Source organism: Ramlibacter sp. (assembly GCF_013697775.1).
GTDB lineage: Bacteria > Pseudomonadota > Gammaproteobacteria > Burkholderiales > Burkholderiaceae_C > Ramlibacter.
In genome coordinates this window covers 1-18,038 of the sequence record NZ_JACCWG010000027.1, presented here as the reverse complement: position 1 = coordinate 18,038, position 18,038 = coordinate 1, and the positions used below count along the sequence as shown (strand labels likewise).

Below are 18,038 nucleotides of genomic sequence, written 5' to 3'. Positions count from 1 at the left end.
CCGCTGGACCCGGAGCGCATCGCCGCGCTGGGCGCCGCGCAGGACGTGCTGGCAACGGCCTGGGAGCGCGCCGAGCGCGACGACGCGCACGACTTGGCGGGTCCGCGCCTGCCGGAGGACCTGAGTTTCGAGCGGGCGCAGCTGGTGCACCAGGCGCATGCGGCCACCGCGAAATTCAACGACGCGGTGGCGCGGTACAACGCCGCCATTGCCGAGTTTCCAGCCCTGCTGCTGGCATGGCTGTTCGGCTTCAAGCCCGCGCGCAGCCTGCGCCTGCCGGCATAAGATCATCACTTCGGGTGCGTTGACAGCCGCCGCGCGCGCGGCGCATCATGGCCGACCCACACTGACACCATCCAACAACAAGGAGCCCTCATGTCCCTGCGCATCAACGACATCGCGCCGAACTTCAAGGCGCAAACCACGCAAGGCCCGATCGACTTCCACCAGTGGATCGGCGACGGTTGGGCGGTGCTGTTCTCGCACCCCAAGGACTTCACGCCGGTGTGCACCACCGAGCTGGGTTACATGGCGCGCATCGAGCCCGAATTCACCAAGCGCAACACCAAGCTGATCGGCCTGTCGGTCGACCCGGTGGAGAACCACGGAAAGTGGATCGCGGACATCGAGGAGACGCAGGGCGCGGCGGTCAAGTACCCGATGATCGGCGACACCGACCTGGCCGTTGCCAAGCTCTACAACATGCTGCCCGCGGAAGAGGAAGGCACGTCCGACGGCCGGACCGCGGCCAACAACGCCACCGTGCGCTCGGTCTTCATCGTCGGCCCGGACAAGAAGATCAAGCTGATGCTGACCTACCCGATGACCACCGGCCGCAACTTCGACGAAATCCTGCGCGTGCTCGACTCGATGCAGCTGACGGCCAAGTACAAGGTGGCCACCCCGGTGAACTGGAAGAACGGCGACGACGTGATCATCACGCCGGCGGTGAGCGACGAGGAAGCCAAGACCGCGTTCCCCGGCTTCAAGACGATCAAGCCCTATCTGCGCACCACCAAGCAGCCGGGGCAGTAAGAGCCTGCAGCGACGCGCTGAGCTGGCGCGCAACACCCGGGGTGATATGCTTGCCCGACACATGGCAGGGCAAGACATTCCGTTATGGCGGCAGCTACAGGCTGCCGCTTCTGTTTTGGCGGCCGTGCGCGCGGGCGAATCGGCCACGCCTGCGATCGCGCGCATTCCGGGCGAATTGCGCCCCGGCGCCCAGGCCCTGGCGTTCCACGCGCTGCGCCAGCTCGGCCGTGCCGAGGCGCTGCGCAAGCTGCTCGCCAATCGCCCGCCGCCGCCGCAGCCTGATGCGCTGCTGTGCACCGCGCTCGCCCTGGCATGGGACGAAGCCCATGCGCCGTACGCCCCGTTCACGCTGGTGGACCAGGCCGTGGAAGCGGCCAAGCGCGACGCCGGGACGCGCCCGCAGGCCAACTTCATCAATGCGTGCCTGCGGCGCTTCTTGCGCGAGCGCGAGGCGCTGGTCGCCGCGACCGGCCGCGAGCCGGCGGCACAGTGGAACCATCCGCGCTGGTGGACCGAGCGGCTGAAAGCCGACCATCCCGCGCAGTGGCAGGCCATCCTGCAGGCCAGCAACCAGGCTGCGCCGATGACCTTGCGCGTGAACCTGCGCAAGACCTCGCGCGAGGCGATGCAGGCCACCCTGGCCGCCGCCGGCATGGAGGCCGCGCCGGTCGGCGCGCAGGGCCTGGTGCTGGCACAGGCGCGCCCGGTGCACGACATCCCCGGCTTCGCCGATGGCCTGCTCTCGGTGCAGGACGCGGCGGCGCAACTGGCCGCGCCGCTGCTGCTGCAGGACGTGCTGCAGGACCTCGCGGAAACCCCGCGCCCGCGCATCCTGGACGCCTGCGCCGCGCCCGGCGGCAAGACCGCCCACATCCTGGAACTGTGCGACGCCGACCTGCTGGCGCTGGACATGGACCCGGCGCGCTGCACCCGCATCGCGGACAACCTGGCGCGGCTGGGCCTGCAGGCCCAGGTGCGCGCGGGCGACGCCGAGCGGCCGGCCGGCTGGTGGGACGGCGTGCCGTTCGACGCCATCCTGCTCGATGCGCCGTGCACGGCCTCGGGCATCGTGCGCCGGCATCCCGACGTGCGCTGGCTGCGCCGCGAGAGCGACATCGCGCAGCTGGCCGCGCAGCAGCAGCGGATGCTGCAAGCGCTCTGGCCGCTGCTGCGCCCGGGCGGGCGGCTGGTGTACTGCACCTGCTCGGTGTTCCGGGCCGAGGGCGAGGCGCGCGTGGCGGCGTTTGTTGCGCACCACAAAGAAGCCGTTTTGCTGCCTTCGCCCGGGCATTTGCTGCCCCAAAGCGCGGGGAATGCGGAAGGGCTCCGGGACAATCTCCCGGGTGACCACGACGGCTTCTTCTACGCCGCGCTGCAAAAGCACCCGGCCCGCCAGCCAGCTCCCGATCCGGCTCAGCCCGATGCTTGAGCGCGCCGCCTGGCTGCTGTGCGCGTGGTTCGCGCTGGCCTGGCTGTCGCCGGCCGCCGCGCAGAGCGCCGTCCATCCCGAGGTGGCGCAGCTGCGCCTGGAGCGCGGCGACGACGGCGTGCTGCTGTCGGCCAGCGTGCAGTTCGAGCTGCCGCAGGCGGTGGAGGATGCGCTTGCCAAGGGCATCCCCATGTTCTTCGTGGCCGAGGCCACGCTGTTTCGCGACCGCTGGTACTGGTACGACAAGCGCCAGGCCACCGCCATGCGCCACATGCGCCTGTCCTTCCAGCCATTGACGCGGCGCTGGCGCCTGCAGGTGTCGGCCACGCAGATCGGCGGCGCCGGCCTGTCGCTGGGCCAGAACTTCGAGTCGCGCGACGAAGCGCTGGCCGCGGTGCAGCGCATCTCGCGCTGGAAGATCGCCGAGCTGAGCGAGCTGGAGCCCGATGCGCGCTACAACGTGGACTTCGCCTTCCGGCTGGACGTGTCGCAGCTGCCGCGCCCGTTCCAGATCGGCGCCGTCGGCCAGGCCGACTGGAACATCAGCATCACGCGCAACCAGCGCCTGGTGCTCGAGCCGCCGCGGTGACCCAGCTCTCGCCCCGCGACATGGCGCCGCGCGCGCTGCTGGACAACGCGCGCGCGGTGCGCTGGGCGGTGGGCGTGGGCGCGGCGGTGCTGGTGGCGCTGGGCATCGTGCTGCTGTTCCTGCTGGCGCAGGCCACCAACAACCGCGAGCTGTACGAGCAGAACTACGGCCGCCTGTTCGTGCTGAACGTGCTGGTGGCAGGCTTCCTGCTCGCCGTCATCCTGTGGATCGGCCTTCGGCTGGCCTCGCGCCTGCGGCGCGGCAAGTTCGGCAGCCGGCTGCTGGTGAAGCTGGCGGCCATCTTCGCGCTGGTCGGCATCATTCCGGGCATGCTGATCTACGTGGTGTCCTACCAGTTCGTCTCGCGTTCCATCGAAAGCTGGTTCGACGTGAAGGTGGAAGGCGCGCTCGACGCCGGCCTGAGCCTGGGCCGCACCACGCTCGACACGTTGTCCAACGACTTCGCCAACAAGACCCGCGCCGCCGCCGCGCAGCTGGCCGACCTGCCGGATAGCACCGCGCCGCTGGCGCTGGAGCGCCTGCGCGAACAGCTCTCGGCCGTCGACGTTGTGCTGTGGAGCAACTCGGGCCAGGTGATCGCCAGCGCCGGCCAGTCGCGCTTCCAGCTCAGCCCCGAGCGGCCCACCGCGCAGCAGCTGCGCACCGCGCGCATGCAGCGCAGCATGGCGCTGGTCGAAGGCCTGGAAGACCTCACCCCGGCCGGCACGACCCATGCGCGCGTGAAGGCGCTGGCCGTGGTGCCGGCCGCCAGCGTCGGCCTGCTGGCCGAGCCTCGCTTCCTGCAGGCGGTGCAGCCGCTGCCGGCGGCGCTGGTGGCCAACGCGCTGGCAGTGCAGGAAGCGAATCGCGAATACCAGGAGCGCGCCTTGGGCCGCCAGGGCCTGCGACGCATGTACATCGGCACGCTCACGCTCAGCCTGTTCCTGGCGGTGTTCGGCGCGGTGCTGCTGGCCATCGTGCTGGGCAATCAGCTCGCGCGGCCGCTGCTGCTGCTGGCCGCCGGCGTGCGCGAAGTGGCCGAGGGCGACCTGAGCCCGAAGCCGGTGCTGCAGGGCAAGGACGAACTGGGCGGCCTCACGCGCTCGTTCGCCGATATGACGCAGCAGCTGGCCGATGCGCGCAGCGCCGTGGAAAAAAGCATGGACCAGGTGGACGCCGCGCGCGCCAACCTGCAGACGATTCTGGACAACCTCACGGCCGGCGTGATCGTGCTGGATGCGCAGGGCCGCATCCAGGCCTCCAACCCAGGCGCCTCGCGCATCCTGCACGCGCAGCTGGCCGACCACGAAGGCCAGCCGCTGGCGGGGCTGCGCGGCATGGACAGCTTCGCGCAGGCGGTGCAGCAGCAGTTCGACGACTTCATGGGCGAGCGGCGGCGCCAGGGCGCGGACCACTGGCAGCAATCGTTCGAACTCAACGTGGCGGCGGCGGGCAACACCGGCACCGCGCAGGCGCACATCCTCACGCTGGTCGCGCGCGGGGCCGCGATGCCGGGCGGCGCGCGCCTGCTGGTGCTGGACGACATTTCCGAGATCGTATCGGCGCAGCGCGCGCAGGCCTGGGGCGAAGTGGCGCGGCGGCTCGCGCACGAAATCAAGAACCCGCTCACGCCGATCCAGCTGTCGGCCGAGCGGCTGGAAATGAAGCTCGCCGGCAAGCTGCAAGCGCCCGAACAGGCACTGCTCACCAAAGCCGTGCACACCATCGTCGACCAGGTCGATGCGATGAAGCGGCTGGTCAACGAATTCCGCGACTACGCGCGCCTGCCGGCCGCGCAACTGCAGCCGGTGGACCTGAACGCGTTGATCGGCGAGGTGCTGCAGCTGTATGCGCGAGAGGGCGACGCCACTTCCGGCGCGGCGCAGATCCCGGTGCAGACGGAGCTGGAGGCGCGCTGCCCGCCCATCCTGGGCGACGTGCAGCAGCTGCGCCAGGTCATCCACAACCTGTTGCAAAACGCGCAGGACGCGACTGAGGGACGCGCCCACCGCGAGGTGGTCGTGAAGACGCAGTGGAACGAAGCCGGGCGGCGCGTGCGCCTGATCGTGCAGGACAGCGGCAGCGGATTTCCCGACAACATCTTGAAACGTGCGTTCGAGCCATACGTGACGACCAAGCCCAAGGGAACCGGCCTGGGCCTCGCAGTCGTGAAAAAAATCTCGGATGAGCATGGCGCGCGCATCGATCTGCAGAACCGCAGCGAAAACGGTGTCATCCAAGGCGCGCAAGTCTCGTTATCATTCGGAGTTGCGGCTTAGCAACGCCCTCACAAGCAGACAGGTTCGATGGCAAACATACTGGTGGTCGACGATGAACTCGGGATTCGCGACCTGCTGTCGGAAATCCTGAACGACGAGGGCCACACGGTCGATCTGGCGGAAAACGCGGCCCAGGCGCGCGCCGCGCGCCTGCGCATCCGGCCCGACCTGGTGCTGCTGGACATCTGGATGCCCGATACCGACGGCGTCACGCTGCTCAAGGAGTGGTCCACCGGCGGCCTGCTCAGCATGCCGGTGATCATGATGAGCGGCCACGCGACCATCGAGACCGCGGTGGAAGCCACCAAGATCGGCGCGCACTCGTTCCTGGAAAAACCCATCACCATGCAGAAGCTGCTCAAGGCGGTGGAAGCGGGTCTGTCGCGCAACAGCGGCGGCGGCAACGGGATTGGCGCGGCGGCCACTGCGCTGCCCGTGCGCAAGCCCGGCATGGCCGGCGTCATGCCCCCCATGCTGCAGCAGCCGACCGAGCTGACGGTGGAAGCCGCCATGACCGGCGGCCAGAGCATGCCGGCGCCGGTGGACATGGGCCCGCAGGCGCGCCAGGTGTTCGAGCTGGACAAGCCGCTGCGCGACGCGCGCGACGACTTCGAGAAATGCTATTTTGAATTCCACCTGGCCAAGGAAGGCGGCTCGATGACGCGCGTGGCCGAGAAGACAGGCCTGGAGCGCACGCACCTGTACCGCAAGCTCAAGCAGCTGGGCGTGGACTTGTCGCGCGGCAAGCGCAGCAGCGCAGCCTGACTTCGGTTTTCGCGGAGAGCCAGAAGGCCCTCTGGTATAATTTTCGACTCTGGCCCGGTAGCTCAGTTGGTAGAGCAGCGGATTGAAAATCCGCGTGTCGGTGGTTCGATTCCGCCCCAGGCCACCAGATTCAAGAAGCCCATCTCCGGTGGGCTTTCTCTTGAGGCAAATGCGGGATTAGCTCAGTTGGTAGAGCGATACCTTGCCAAGGTATAGGTCGAGAGTTCGAGTCTCTTATCCCGCTCCAATTTCCCCCTTCAGCATCTCGTCAAGGGCTTCATGCCCGCCATGGGCATACCGCAACGCATCGAAGGCGACATGGACGACAACGACGACCGCGCGATGAAAGACCGGCACAGCCGGGACGAGGCGGAGATGCGCCGCCTGCAGCAGGAGGCGGCGGGAGAAGGGCACGCGCCGGTGGAGCCCTATCCGCAGCACGGCGCGCAGCCGGGGTCGTCGCGGCCCGCCGATGCATTGATCCGCGACTACGAGAGAACGCTGGGGCTTGAGCGCTCCGCGTGGGACAGCGTCAAGAGCGCCTCGGACGAGGCCATGTTCGCCGCCGCGTGGCAGGCGTGGCGAGCGGCAGTGGAAGAGCGCGACAAGTCCACACGCCTGCTGATCAACCAGGCGATCAGCTAGCCGTTCTCCGGCTGCAACAACACCCCAGGGCTGCTCCGCAGGCACGCATGCGATCGCTAGACCATCACGGCTCCGCCGCTAACATCCATGATGAGTCCGGTGATCCAGGCTGAATGGTCGGAGGCCAGAAAAAGAGCGGCATCGGCGACGTCATCGGGCGTTCCGAGTCGCTGCAGGGGATGCTGCTCGACGAGCGCCGTCTTCTGCGCATCGGGAATCCGCTGCTGGTTTCGTTCGGTGAGGATGGTCTCCGGCGCGATGCAATTCACGCGGATCCCGCAGCGCCCGACCTGCGCTGCGAGATGCTGCGTCAGCATCTGGATTCCCGCCTTCGCCGCCGCGTAAGGAACCGGGGAATGTGGATGGGACGCCTGGCAGCCGATGACGACACGGTGATGATGTTCCCGCTTGCGCGACGTTTCATCGCGGGCAGAAAGCATTTGATCGTCAAGAAGGTGGCCGTGAGGTTGCCGTCGATTGATGCGCGCCAGGACGCCTCGTCGACGTCCTCGAGCGGGCCGGGGGGACTGAAGCTGCCACCCGCGTTCGCCACGAGGATGTCGACCTCGCCCAACTGTCGTTCGACGTCGCGGCGTATCCGCTCCAGGTCCTCGAGCTTCGTCACGTCTCCCATGAAGTACGCGGCCATCCGTCCTTGCGCGCAGAGTTCGTTGCATATGCCCGAGAGGGCGTGCTCATCGCGTCCATGAAGCGCCAGCCGGGCACCTTCCGCTGCGAATCTGCGGGTGATCGCGGCGCCGATGCCGCGCGAGCTTCCTGTGACCAGCGCGACTTTTCCGCCGAGGGAACTCATGCCACCACCCTGGCTTGGCGCCGGGAAACCGCCCCCCGCCGGCGGTGGGCGAGTGCGGTGAAGATGCCGCCGGCAAGCGATGCGACGAGCAGCACGGTGATGATCGCCCCCGGCCAATCGATCTTGGTGGTCATCACGAACAGCACAGCGAGAGACGCACCGTTCAGAGCTCCCATCATGCCCCAGCGGGTGGGAGCGAGGATCGTCCGCACGGGCTCGGCGCCCAGCGCGTCATCGCCGTCTCCGACCGCGGCACGCATGGCACGCAGATGCCGCGCGCCAACGACAACCCAGATCAGCCAGATGGCCAGTAGCGTCACGAGGCCGATGACGATGAACGGATAGACGCCGCGCCACCGCAGCGCGGCCATTGCGCCACCGCTCAGTAGCAGCATTCCAGCACCGCCGAGCAGCATCCCGCGCGTTGCCTCCAGCAGACCGAGCCAGGTCCGCGCTTCGGCGCGGGTGGTCGCCGCCCGCAGCTGTATTCCAGCCCGCGCGTAGACGACGAAGAATCCGAACAGCGGGATCAGTCCGATGAAGTGAACTACTTTGGCGATCTCGTACCAGCCCATCGCTATCTCCAGTTGATTGCCATCAATGCTAGCAGATACTTTAAGTACTTCAAGTATCTGCGGGACAACCTGAAACTGAAGACGCTCTGTGCAGCGATAATTTCGGCCGATGAGCACGGTACTCTCTCAGAGCAAACGCGCGCTGGCGGCCGAGGTCTGGCGCCGCATGTTTGACTACTTCATGTCGACGAGCGGGGAACGGCTGCGCATACTTGCGGAGCTCGATCTCACGCCGAACGACTCGCGCGCGCTGCACACGCTGGACGGCCTCGCGGGCCGGACGATGCGCTCGCTCGCCGAGGAATGGTCCTGCGATGCTTCGAACGCGACCTGGATCGTCAATCGCCTGGAGACGCGCGGTCTCGTCGAGCGGCGCGCCAAGCCTGGCGACGGCCGGGTCAAGCTCGTCGTGCTTACCGCTTTTGGGGAAAAGACGCGCGACCGATTGAAGGACGCGATGTACTTCCCCCCTCAGGACTTGCTCGAGATGCCGACCGCGGCGCTTCAGGCGCTCAAGGCGGCGATGCTGAAGCTTCCACGGTGAGGGGCTACTTCGCGGGCACCGTGAGCTCGTGCAAAACGCCGCCGGTCTGCGCGCTGCCGCTGGTCGTTCCCTGGTTCATGCGCGCCGCGCAGTCTTCGCGCTCCTGCGCCGGCAAGGTCTCGCAGCGCTTCAAGCGGTTTTGGGCGAGTTCGCCGCCACCGCTGCCGGCCGCGGCCGTCGTGCGCTTCTTCGATTCCTGCAACGCGGCGCCGGCTTCCTTGAGGCACGTGGCGCGGTCCTGGTTGGACTCGCCGCGCATGCACTTCGCCCGCTCCTGCTTGTAGCGCAGTTGCGCTTCGGATGGCTTCGCGCCGGCGGCCGATGCGGTGCCCGCGGCCAGCAGCCCTGCGAGCGCGAGGCCTGTTGCGGCCAGGACGAAAGAGAAGGCCCGCGGGCGTGTTGTCATGGAAGTCTTTCGCGGTAGGTTGTTCGTCATCGGGCGGCCTTTAGGACGCATGCCGCAGCTTCGGGCACAATATTTCCCGCGTCTGTACGGTTTCGCACGAAAGCAGTTGCCGACGCAGCGACCGCTGGACGCACAATGATCTAGGCAGTCCTCGGCCATTCCTGGCCTTCTTTCGCCGAAAGCCTGCATGCCCGCTCCCCACAGCACGACCCAGAATCACCTTCTCGCGGCCGTGCCAGCCACCGAATTCGACCGGCTGTCGGCGCACCTCGAACTGGTGCCGATGCCCCTGGGCCAGGTGCTGTACGAATCGGGCGGGCGCCTGGACCACGTCTATTTCCCCACCACCTGCATCGTCTCGCACATGTATTTGCTGCGCGACGGCGCGTCGGCGGAAATCGCGGTGGTCGGCAACGAGGGCATCGTGGGCACGTCGATCTTCATGGGCGGCGAGACCACCCCCAGCCGTGCCGTCGTGCGCGGCGCGGGCCACGGATACCGCCTCAAGGCGCATCTGCTGAAGGAGGAGTTCGACCGGGGCGGGCCGGTGCTGCGCCTCTTGCTTCGCTACACGCAGGCGCTGATGACGCAAATGACCCAGACGGCCGTGTGCAACCGCCACCACTCGGTCGAACAGCAGGTCTGCCGGACACTGCTTCTGAGCCTGGACCGCTCTTCGGGCGCGGGCCTCACCCTGACGCAGGAACTGATGGCGAGCCTGCTGGGCGTGCGGCGCGAGGGCGTGACCGAAGCGGCCGGCAACCTGCAGCGCGCGGGGTTGATCCGCTACAGCCGCGGCCACATCGAAGTGCTGGACCGGCCGGGGCTGGAGCAGGCCGTCTGCGAATGCTACGGCTGCGTGCAGCTCGAATTCGGCCGCCTGCTTTGCGACGTGCCACGCGTGCAACCGGCGGCGCTGGCCGCCTGACCCTGCGTATGTGGACCACCGCACATACGGCGGCGGGGCACAACGGTAGAGTTACAGGGCATCCAGAGGAATCCATGCCCGAAGCCAGAGCCGAGTCCACGCAGCCAACCCAGGCGCATCCGACGCAGGAGGCAAGCGGCGAAGCCGCGGCCATGCAGGCGCTGCTGAAGGCGGGGGCCTTGCAGAAGGCCATTCTCACGAGCCCCAATTTCTCGATCATCGCCACCGACGAGCGGGGGATCATCCAGCTGTTCAACGTCGGCGCCGAGCGGATGCTGGGGTACGCCGCCGGCGACGTGGTCAACCGCATCAGCCCCAGCGACATCCATGATCCGCAGGAGGTCGCGGCGCGCGCCCGCGCGCTCACTGCGGAACTGGGCACGCCGATCGCGGCGGGCTTCGAAGCGCTGGCCTACAAGGCGTCGCGCGACATCGAGGACATCTACGAGCTCACCTACATCTGCAAGGATGGCAGCCGCTTCCCGGCCATCGTGTCGGTCACCTCGCTGCGCAACGACGATGGCCTGCTGATCGGCTACCTGCTGATCGGCACCGACAACTCCGCGCGCAAGAACACCGAGCTGGCCCTGAAGGAAGCGCTTTCGGCTGCCGACAAGGCCAACCGCGCCAAGTCGGACTTTCTCTCCAGCATGAGCCACGAGCTGCGAACGCCGCTCAATGCGATCCTCGGCTTCGCGCAGCTGCTCGCATCGGCGTCGCCGCCGCCCAGCGTGCCGCAAAAACGCAGCATCGACCAGATTCTGAAAGCCGGCTGGTACCTGCTGGAGTTGATCAACGAGATCCTCGACCTCGCGCTGATCGAGTCGGGCAACGTCACCATGTCCAACGAGCCGGTGTCGCTGTCCGAGGTGCTGTCCGAATGCCGCGCGATGATCGAGCCGCAGGCGCGCTCGCGCAACATTTCCATGCGCTTCCCGGAGTTCGACGCGCCCAGCTTCGTGACCGCCGACCGCACCCGCGTCAAGCAGGTGCTGATCAACCTGCTGTTCAACGCCATCAAGTACAACCGGCCGGAAGGCACCGTCACGGTGGAGTGCCAGCGCGTGCCTTCCGGCGCGGTGCGCATCAGCGTGCGCGACACCGGCCATGGCCTGTCGCCCGAGCAGCTCGACCAGCTGTTCAAGCCGTTCAACCGGCTCGGTCGGGAATCCGGTGGCGAGGAGGGCACGGGCATCGGCCTGGTCGTGACCAAGCGCCTGGTCGAACTCATGGGCGGGCGCATCGGGGTGGAAAGCGCCGTCGGCGTCGGCAGCGTGTTCTGGGCCGAACTGGCGCTGGCGCAGGCGCCCAGCTTCGCCGCGCTCGAACACCGCGACCATGCCACGGCGCAGCCCGGCATGGTGGACGGCGCGCCCGTGCGCACCATCCTCTACGTGGAGGACAACCCCGCCAACCTGGAGCTGGTCGAGCAGCTGATCGCGCGCCGCCCGGACCTGCGGCTGCTCAGCGCCGCGGACGGCAAGCTGGGCATCGAATACGCGCGCGCCTACATGCCCGACGTGATCCTGATGGACATCAACCTGCCGGGCTTGAGCGGCATCGATGCGATGGCCTTCCTGCACGGCGATCCGCTCACGGCCCACATCCCGATCATCGCGCTCAGCGCGAACGCGGTGCCGCGCGACATCCAGAAGGGCCTGGACGCGGGCTTCTTCAACTACATCACCAAGCCCATCATGGTCCACAAATTCATGGAAGCACTGGACGGCGCGCTGCTGCATGCGGAACAGCCGCGCGCCGCCAGGGAGAAGAAAGCATGATCGCCGCCGCGGAGTCCCCCATCGCGTTGCCCTTCAGGGATGCGCGCATCCTGATCGTCGACGATCAGCCGACGAACATTGCCCTTCTCGAGGAAACGCTGCACCAGGCCGGCTACACGCAGGTCACGTCGACGATGGATCCGACGCAGGTGTGCGCGCTGCACCAGCGCAACGACTACGACCTCATCCTGCTGGACCTGCAGATGCCCGGCATGGATGGTTTCCAGGTGATCGAGGCGCTGAAGACGAACGAGCGCGACGCCTATCTCCCCGTCCTCGTCATCACCGCGCAGCCCGGGCACAAGGTGCGCGCGCTGCAGGCCGGCGCCAAGGACTTCCTCAGCAAGCCCTTCGACCTGGTGGAGGCGAAGACGCGCGTGCACAACATGCTGGAAGTCCGGCTGCTGTACAAGCGCCTGGAGAGCCACAACCGCGAACTGGAAGAAGCCGTGCGCGAACGCACCGCCGAACTGCGCGAGAGCGAAGCGCGCTACCGCAGCCTGACCGAACTCGCGTCCGACTGGTACTGGGAACAGGACGAGCACGGCAACTTCACCAAGGTGTCGGGACCGGTGCTGGAAATGCTGGGCCTGCGGGTGGAGGAGTTCAAGGACCACGGCCCCGGGCAGGACTCCGGCTGGAACGCTGCCGAGCGGGCAGCGCTGCAGGCGGCCCTCGAGGCGCGCGAGCCGTTCCTGGATTTCGTCCTGAGCCGCACCAACCCGGACGGCACGCAGCAGATGTTCCAGGTGAGCGGCGAGCCCATGTTCGGCTCCGCATGCCGCTTCCTCGGCTACCGCGGCATCGGTCTCGAAATCACGCGACGAAGAGTCAGCACATGAACGCAGGCTTGTCCCACCGCGCCGAGATGCACGCGCTGCAGGTCGAGCTGGCTCGCACCCGCGCGCTCGCGCTCGCGCTCGCGCTCGGCGACGAAAACCGCAAGCTGCTCATTGCCGCCGGGGCCTCGCAATCGCGCGAAGCCGAGGCGCAGGATGCGCAGAAGCGGCAGACGGCGCTGCTGGTGATGGTCGCGCACGAACTGCGCAATCCGCTGATGCCGCTGCGGCTGGCCGCGCACATGCTCGACGGCGCGCGCGGCGACGACGCGGGCCACGCCCGCCTGCAGGCGACCATCAAGGGCCAGGTCGCACAGATGTCGCGGCTGATCAACGACCTGGTGGACGGCTCGCGCATGGGCGCCGGCAATTTCCGGCTGGAGCGCACCCTGGTCGAACTGGTTCCGCTGCTGGATCTCGCCATCGAAACCAGCCGGCCGCGCATCGACGCGCGCCGGCAGCGGTTCAGCTGCGCCATGCCTTCGGGGACCTTGAAGGTGCTCGGCGATGCGGTGCGCCTGGTGCAGGTGTTCGGCAACCTGCTGGACAACGCGTCCAAGTACACCCAGGAGGGCGGCGACATCGCGCTCGAAGTGACGCGCGGCGCCGGTGTCGTCATGGTGTGCGTGCGCGACAACGGCATCGGCATCACGCAGGAGGCGCTTCCCCTGGTGTTCGGGATGTTCGTGCGCGACGCCCATGCGGCCGCCTCCGACAGCGCGGGCCTGGGCATCGGCCTGGCCGTCGTGCAGCAGCTGGTGAAGGCCCATGAAGGAACGGTGATCGCGCGCAGCCCCGGCAAGAACCTGGGCAGCGAATTCGTCGTGACGCTCCACGCCTACGCATCCGGCCCGGTCTGACCCATTTGTGGCCCGTCGCACAGACAGCTCCCGGCCAGGCGGAGGATGCTCGGGTCCAGTCGGCACCACGCCGGCGAAAAGGACATTCAATGAGCATCCATGACGACACACGCGCACTGCAAGCCGGTGGCGAAAAGCTTTCCCACGACCTGAGCTCCGCCGGCCGAGAGGCGGCCACCCTGGTGCGCAACCTGGGCACCCAGGCGATGGACGGCGCGCGAGAGGCGCTGGCGGATGCAACGGCAAGGGCCAAGGGCGGCGCGGCCGAACTGCGCGGCAACGCGCGGGGCTATGTGCGCCGCTCTCCGTGGCAGGTCATCGGCGCCGCCGCCGCAGTCGGCCTGGTCGTCGGCTGGCTCGTGTCGCGCGGGTGAAGCCGCTTCTGCCCCTCGCGCTGCTGGCGTTCGCTCATCCGCTGCTCGCGCAGCAGCCGCCCACCGCCGGCGGGCAGCTGCTGCAGATTCCGGTGCCGCAGGCGCCGCCGCGCGCACTGCCCGAGATGCGCATCGAGCCGCTCGCGGCACCGCCACCGGCAGTGGCCGGCGAGACCCGCGTGCTGGTCAGGCGCGTGCGCGTCACCGGCGCGAGCCTGTACCAGGAGCCGCAGCTGCTTGCGGTCGCCGGCTTCGTGCCGGGCAGCGAGCTGACGCTGTCGCAGCTGCAGGCGATGGCGGGGCGGATCACCGCGCACTACCGGGCCAACGGCTACTTCGTGGCGATGGCCTATCTGCCGGCGCAGGACATCCAGGACAACGCGGTCACCATCGCGGTGAACGAGGGCCGCTACGGCAACATCGAACTGCGCAACAACGCCAACCTGTCCGACGGCACGATGCGCGGCAGGCTCGCGGGGCTGGCGGGCGGCGACGTGATCGCGCTCGGGCCGCTCGAAGAGCGCCTGCTGCTGCTGTCGGACCTGCCGGGCATCAACGTGAAGTCGACGCTGGCGCCGGGCTTGCAGCCCGGCACGTCCGACCTGCTGGTGGACGTGACGCCGGGACAGCGCGTGACCGGCAGCATCGACGCCGACAACGCCGGCAACCGCTACACGGGCGCGTACCGCCTGGGCGCCACGGTCAACGTCAACGAGCCGCTGGGGTTGGGCGACGTGGCGACGCTGCGCGTGCTCAGCTCCGGCTCCGGCCTGCAGTACGCGCGCATCTCCTACCAGATGCAGGCGGGCCGCGCGCAGGTCGGCGTCGCCTACAGCGCGCTGCACTACAAGCTGGGCCACGAGTTCGCCGCCCTGGGCGCGCACGGCACCGCCGGCGTGGCCAGCGCGTTCGCGCGCGTGCCGCTGGTGCGCTCGCGCCAGAGCAACCTCTTCGCGCAGCTGTCGCTGGACGCCAAGACCTTCCGCGACGAGATCGACACGGTGCCCTCGGTGGTCGACCGGCGCACCCACGTGCTGGCCGCGAGCCTGTACGGCGACCACAGCGATTCGCTGGGCGGCGGGGGCCTCACCTCCTACGCGGTGACCCTGGCCGGCGGCGATCTGGACATCCGCACGCCCGCCGCGCGCGCGCTGGACGCGGCCACCGCGCGCAGCAACGGAGGTTTCGGCAAGCTGTCGTTCAACCTGATGCGGCTGCAAAGCCTGGGCGGCCCGTTCTCCTTGTTCGCATCCCTCAACGGCCAGGCGGCGGGGAAGAACCTCGACGTCTCCGAGAAGATGGAACTGGGCGGCATGAATGCCGTGCGCGCCTACCCCGAGGGCGAGTCGTTCGCCGACCAGGGCCTGCTGGCCACGCTGGAGGCGCGCATGGACCTGCCGCGATCCACGTCCATCCCCGGCCTGGTGCAGCTGGCCGCGTTCGTCGATGCGGGCACGGTCACCATCAACCACGACCCGTGGGCGGCCGGCGACAACCACCGCAATCTGCGCGGCGCGGGCCTCGGCGTGAACTGGTCCGAGCCCGGCAACTTCATGGTGCGCGCGTACTACGCGCACAAGCTGGGCCACGAGCGCGCCCTGTCGGCGCCGGACCGCTCCGGCCGGTTCTGGATCCAGGCCATCAAGTATTTCTGAACGGAAAGCCATCATGAACTCCAATGCCCGCACCTCTGCGCGCGACAAGAGCTGCGGCAGGTTCGCGCTGCACGCCCTGGCCGCCGCGCTGGCCGCCGCGTTCTCCGGCGCCAGCCAGGCCGCGCCGGTGGGCGGGGAGGTGACTGCGGGCGCGGCCACGATCTCCAGCACCGGCGGCGCCACCACCGTCACGCAGACGTCGCCGCGCGCGGCGATCAACTGGCAAAGCTTCGGCGTCGCCGCGGGCGAAGCCGTGCGGTTCGTCCAGCCCGGCACGAGTTCGGTGGTGCTCAACCGGGTGGTGGGCGCCGATCCCTCGGCGATCTTCGGCACGCTGTCGTCCAACGGCAAGGTGTTCCTGGTCAACCCGAACGGCATCCTGTTCGGCAGCGGCGCCTCGGTCAACGTGGGATCGCTGGTCGCCTCGACGCTGTCGCTCGGCGACGCGGCCTTCATGGCGGGCGGCACGTCGTTCTCCGGCGCCGGCACCGGCAAGGTGACCAACCAGGGCGAGATCAAGGCGGACGGCGGCTACGTCGTCCTCATGGGCCGCGAAGTGAGCAACCAGGGCACGATCTCCGCGCGGCTGGGCATGGTCGCGCTGGCAGCCGGCAATGCCGTCACGCTCGACGTGGCGGGCGACAACCTGCTGAACGTGGTGGTGGACCAGGGCGCGATGGGCGCACTGGCGAACAACGGCGGGCTGATCCAGGCCGACGGCGGCCAGGTGCTGCTCACCGCGCAGGCCGCGGCGGGCCTGATGTCCACCGCGGTGAACAACACCGGCGTGATCCAGGCGCGCACGCTGTCCACGCGCAACGGCGTCATCCGGTTGATGGGCGACATGCAGGCCGGCGTCGTGAATGTCGGTGGCACGCTCGATGCCAGCGCGCCGAACGGCGGCGACGGCGGCTTCATCGAAACTTCCGCCGCGCATGTGCGCGTGCAGGACGGCGCGCGGGTCACGACCAGCGCCGCGCGGGGCAAGACCGGCGAGTGGCTGATCGATCCGGTGGACTACACGATCGCCGCGGCCAACGGCGACATCACCGGCACGCTGCTGGGCGCGCAGCTGGCCACATCCAACGTGACCATCCTGAGCAGCGCGGGCGCCGCCGGCGTGAGCGGCGACATCAACGTCAGCGACACGGTCGCCTGGTCGGCCAACCGGCTGACCCTGAATGCGCAGAACAACATCAACATCGACGCCGCGCTGACGGGCACCGTGACCGCCAGCCTGGCGCTGGTGTACGGCCAGGCGGCAGTGGCCGCCGGCAACACCAGCGGCTACCGCGTGCTGGCCCCGGTGAACCTTCCGGCCGGCCAGAACTTCAGCACCAGGCAGGGTTCGGACGGCGTGACCACCCACTACACCGTGATCACCACGCTCGGCGCGCAAGGCAGCGTCAGCGCGACCGACCTGCAGGGCATGAGCGGCAACCTGGCCGGCAACTATGCGCTGGGCGGCAACATCAACGCTGGCCCGACGGCCGCATGGAATGCCGGCGCGGGCTTCGACCCGATCGGCCGGATCGCGGCGCTGGACAACTTCACCGGCAACTTCGACGGCCTGGGCCACACCATCAACAACTTGGCCATCGCGCGGCCGCTGACGGACAACGTCGGCCTGTTCGGGTACGCGGTCGGTGCGCCGGGCGCGACGCTGCGCAACGTGACCCTGGCCGGCGGAAGCGTCTCGGGCGGCAACTACGTGGGCAACCTGGTCGGCCACAACACGGGCGAGATCGTGAACGTGCGTTCCACCCAGGGCGTCAGCGGCAGCAACTATGTCGGAAACGTGGTGGGCTGGAACACCGGGGACATCAGCTACGCCAGCGCCAGCGGTCCGGTGGCCGCCACGGGCAGCTACGTCGGAGGCATGGCCGGCTGGGTCACCGGAGACATCCTGTGCTGCTCCGCCAGCGGCTCCGTGACTTCCGCGGGCAGCTACGTGGGCGGGCTGGTCGGCTGGATCACGGGCGACATCAGCCGCAGCTCCGCCTCCGGGAAGGTCTCCACCGCGGCGCTCTATGTGGGCGGGCTGGCGGGATGGGTGACGGGCAACACCGCCAACAGCTACGCGCAGGGCAAAGTGGCCACCGCGGGTGGCAACGTGGGCGGCCTCATCGGATGGAACGACGGGCTCATCAGCAACAGCTATTCGTCCGGCGCCGTGACTGGCGCCGTGCCGGTGGGCGGGCTGGTGGGGTTCATGAACGGCGGCAGCGTCACCAACAGCTTCTGGGACACCACCCTGTCCGGCCAGGCACTCAGCGCGGGAGGTGCGGGTGCCAGGGGCATGCCCACCGCCAATATGCGCAAGCAGGCGAACTTCACCACGGCAACGCCGGACAACACCCCTTTGGCCCCCAACTGGAATTTCGCGAGTGTCTGGACCATGAGCGAAGGCGTGAGCTCGCCGACGCTGCAGATGTGCCTGGCGCCGGTGGTCTTTGCACAAGTGCCGGCCCCGCCGCCACCGCCGCCACCGCCACCGCCACCGCCACCGCCACCGCCGCC

The 18,038-nt window shown here is 68.6% G+C and carries 19 protein-coding genes and 2 tRNA genes; 17 read left to right on the top strand and 4 right to left on the bottom strand.

What is annotated here, in order from left to right; translation table 11 throughout:
• From H0U68_RS01390 to H0U68_RS01350, 9 genes are all read left to right on the top strand, one after another.
• The coding region (locus H0U68_RS01390) for a LemA family protein (protein WP_296352368.1) at positions 1-285 on the top strand (285 nt) is incomplete at its 5' end.
• A 90-nt stretch (positions 286-375) separates the two neighbouring features.
• The gene (locus H0U68_RS01385; RefSeq protein WP_296352367.1) at positions 376-1,035 is read left to right on the top strand and encodes a peroxiredoxin; all 660 of its coding nucleotides are present in this window, start codon (positions 376-378) and stop codon (positions 1,033-1,035) included.
• 46 nt (positions 1,036-1,081) lie between these two features.
• Positions 1,082-2,464, top strand: a complete 1,383-nt coding sequence (gene rsmB / locus H0U68_RS01380; protein WP_296352366.1) for a 16S rRNA (cytosine(967)-C(5))-methyltransferase RsmB — start codon at positions 1,082-1,084, stop codon at positions 2,462-2,464.
• Positions 2,457-3,053, top strand: coding sequence for a DUF4390 domain-containing protein (locus H0U68_RS01375; RefSeq protein WP_296352365.1), 597 nt, complete (start codon positions 2,457-2,459; stop codon positions 3,051-3,053). The genes rsmB and H0U68_RS01375 overlap by 8 nt, the downstream gene beginning before the upstream one ends.
• A 20-nt stretch (positions 3,054-3,073) precedes the next feature.
• Positions 3,074-5,332, top strand: coding sequence for an ATP-binding protein (locus H0U68_RS01370; protein WP_296352369.1), 2,259 nt, complete (start codon positions 3,074-3,076; stop codon positions 5,330-5,332).
• A 27-nt stretch (positions 5,333-5,359) separates the two neighbouring features.
• A complete protein-coding gene (locus H0U68_RS01365; RefSeq protein ID WP_296352364.1) occupies positions 5,360-6,097 on the top strand; it encodes a response regulator in 738 nt (245 codons plus the stop codon).
• 51 nt (positions 6,098-6,148) lie between these two features.
• Positions 6,149-6,224 (top strand) — tRNA-Phe (locus H0U68_RS01360).
• 44 nt (positions 6,225-6,268) lie between these two features.
• A tRNA-Gly gene (locus H0U68_RS01355) sits at positions 6,269-6,344 on the top strand.
• Between the two features lie 41 nt (positions 6,345-6,385).
• Positions 6,386-6,742, top strand: a complete 357-nt coding sequence (locus H0U68_RS01350) for a hypothetical protein (RefSeq protein ID WP_296352363.1) — start codon at positions 6,386-6,388, stop codon at positions 6,740-6,742.
• Between the two features lie 56 nt (positions 6,743-6,798).
• Here the strand turns inward: H0U68_RS01350 and H0U68_RS24350 are convergent, their stop codons facing one another.
• From H0U68_RS24350 to H0U68_RS01340, 3 genes are read right to left on the bottom strand one after another with little or no spacing between them, the layout of a single operon-like run.
• Complete coding sequence (locus tag H0U68_RS24350) at positions 6,799-7,059, bottom strand: SDR family oxidoreductase (protein WP_365730368.1); 261 nt, start codon at positions 7,057-7,059, stop codon at positions 6,799-6,801.
• Positions 7,053-7,556, bottom strand: a complete 504-nt coding sequence (locus H0U68_RS01345) for an SDR family NAD(P)-dependent oxidoreductase (protein ID WP_365730365.1) — start codon at positions 7,554-7,556, stop codon at positions 7,053-7,055. Before H0U68_RS01345 ends, H0U68_RS24350 begins: the two co-directional genes overlap by 7 nt.
• Positions 7,553-8,131: a hypothetical protein gene (locus H0U68_RS01340; protein ID WP_296352362.1), complete on the bottom strand. Its 579-nt coding sequence runs from the start codon at positions 8,129-8,131 to the stop codon at positions 7,553-7,555. The genes H0U68_RS01345 and H0U68_RS01340 overlap by 4 nt, the downstream gene beginning before the upstream one ends.
• 109 nt (positions 8,132-8,240) lie before the next feature.
• On the opposite strand from H0U68_RS01340, the gene H0U68_RS01335 reads away from it, so the two are divergent.
• Positions 8,241-8,675 carry a MarR family transcriptional regulator gene (locus H0U68_RS01335; protein ID WP_296352361.1) on the top strand — a complete coding sequence of 145 codons (435 nt, stop codon included), beginning with the start codon at positions 8,241-8,243 and terminating at the stop codon, positions 8,673-8,675.
• Between the two features lie 4 nt (positions 8,676-8,679).
• Here H0U68_RS01335 and H0U68_RS01330 read toward each other — a convergent pair whose 3' ends face one another.
• Positions 8,680-9,081, bottom strand: coding sequence for a hypothetical protein (locus tag H0U68_RS01330; protein ID WP_296352360.1), 402 nt, complete (start codon positions 9,079-9,081; stop codon positions 8,680-8,682).
• Positions 9,082-9,268: 187 nt separating this feature from the next.
• On the opposite strand from H0U68_RS01330, the gene H0U68_RS01325 reads away from it, so the two are divergent.
• The 7 genes from H0U68_RS01325 to H0U68_RS01295 form a co-directional block, all read left to right on the top strand.
• A complete protein-coding gene (locus tag H0U68_RS01325) occupies positions 9,269-10,009 on the top strand; it encodes a Crp/Fnr family transcriptional regulator (protein WP_296352359.1) in 741 nt (246 codons plus the stop codon).
• Positions 10,010-10,083: 74 nt separating this feature from the next.
• Complete coding sequence (locus tag H0U68_RS01320) at positions 10,084-11,790, top strand: ATP-binding protein (RefSeq protein ID WP_296352358.1); 1,707 nt, start codon at positions 10,084-10,086, stop codon at positions 11,788-11,790.
• Positions 11,787-12,632 carry a response regulator gene (locus H0U68_RS01315; protein WP_296352357.1) on the top strand — a complete coding sequence of 282 codons (846 nt, stop codon included), beginning with the start codon at positions 11,787-11,789 and terminating at the stop codon, positions 12,630-12,632. The genes H0U68_RS01320 and H0U68_RS01315 overlap by 4 nt, the downstream gene beginning before the upstream one ends.
• Positions 12,629-13,489: a HAMP domain-containing sensor histidine kinase gene (locus H0U68_RS01310; RefSeq protein WP_296352356.1), complete on the top strand. Its 861-nt coding sequence runs from the start codon at positions 12,629-12,631 to the stop codon at positions 13,487-13,489. The genes H0U68_RS01315 and H0U68_RS01310 overlap by 4 nt, the downstream gene beginning before the upstream one ends.
• An 89-nt stretch (positions 13,490-13,578) precedes the next feature.
• Positions 13,579-13,863 carry a hypothetical protein gene (locus H0U68_RS01305; protein ID WP_296352355.1) on the top strand — a complete coding sequence of 95 codons (285 nt, stop codon included), beginning with the start codon at positions 13,579-13,581 and terminating at the stop codon, positions 13,861-13,863.
• Positions 13,860-15,518: a ShlB/FhaC/HecB family hemolysin secretion/activation protein gene (locus H0U68_RS01300; protein ID WP_296352354.1), complete on the top strand. Its 1,659-nt coding sequence runs from the start codon at positions 13,860-13,862 to the stop codon at positions 15,516-15,518. The genes H0U68_RS01305 and H0U68_RS01300 overlap by 4 nt, the downstream gene beginning before the upstream one ends.
• Positions 15,519-15,531: 13 nt before the next feature.
• Positions 15,532-18,038, top strand: a 2,507-nt coding sequence (locus H0U68_RS01295; RefSeq protein WP_296352353.1) for a filamentous hemagglutinin N-terminal domain-containing protein, incomplete at its 3' end; no start/stop codon positions are given.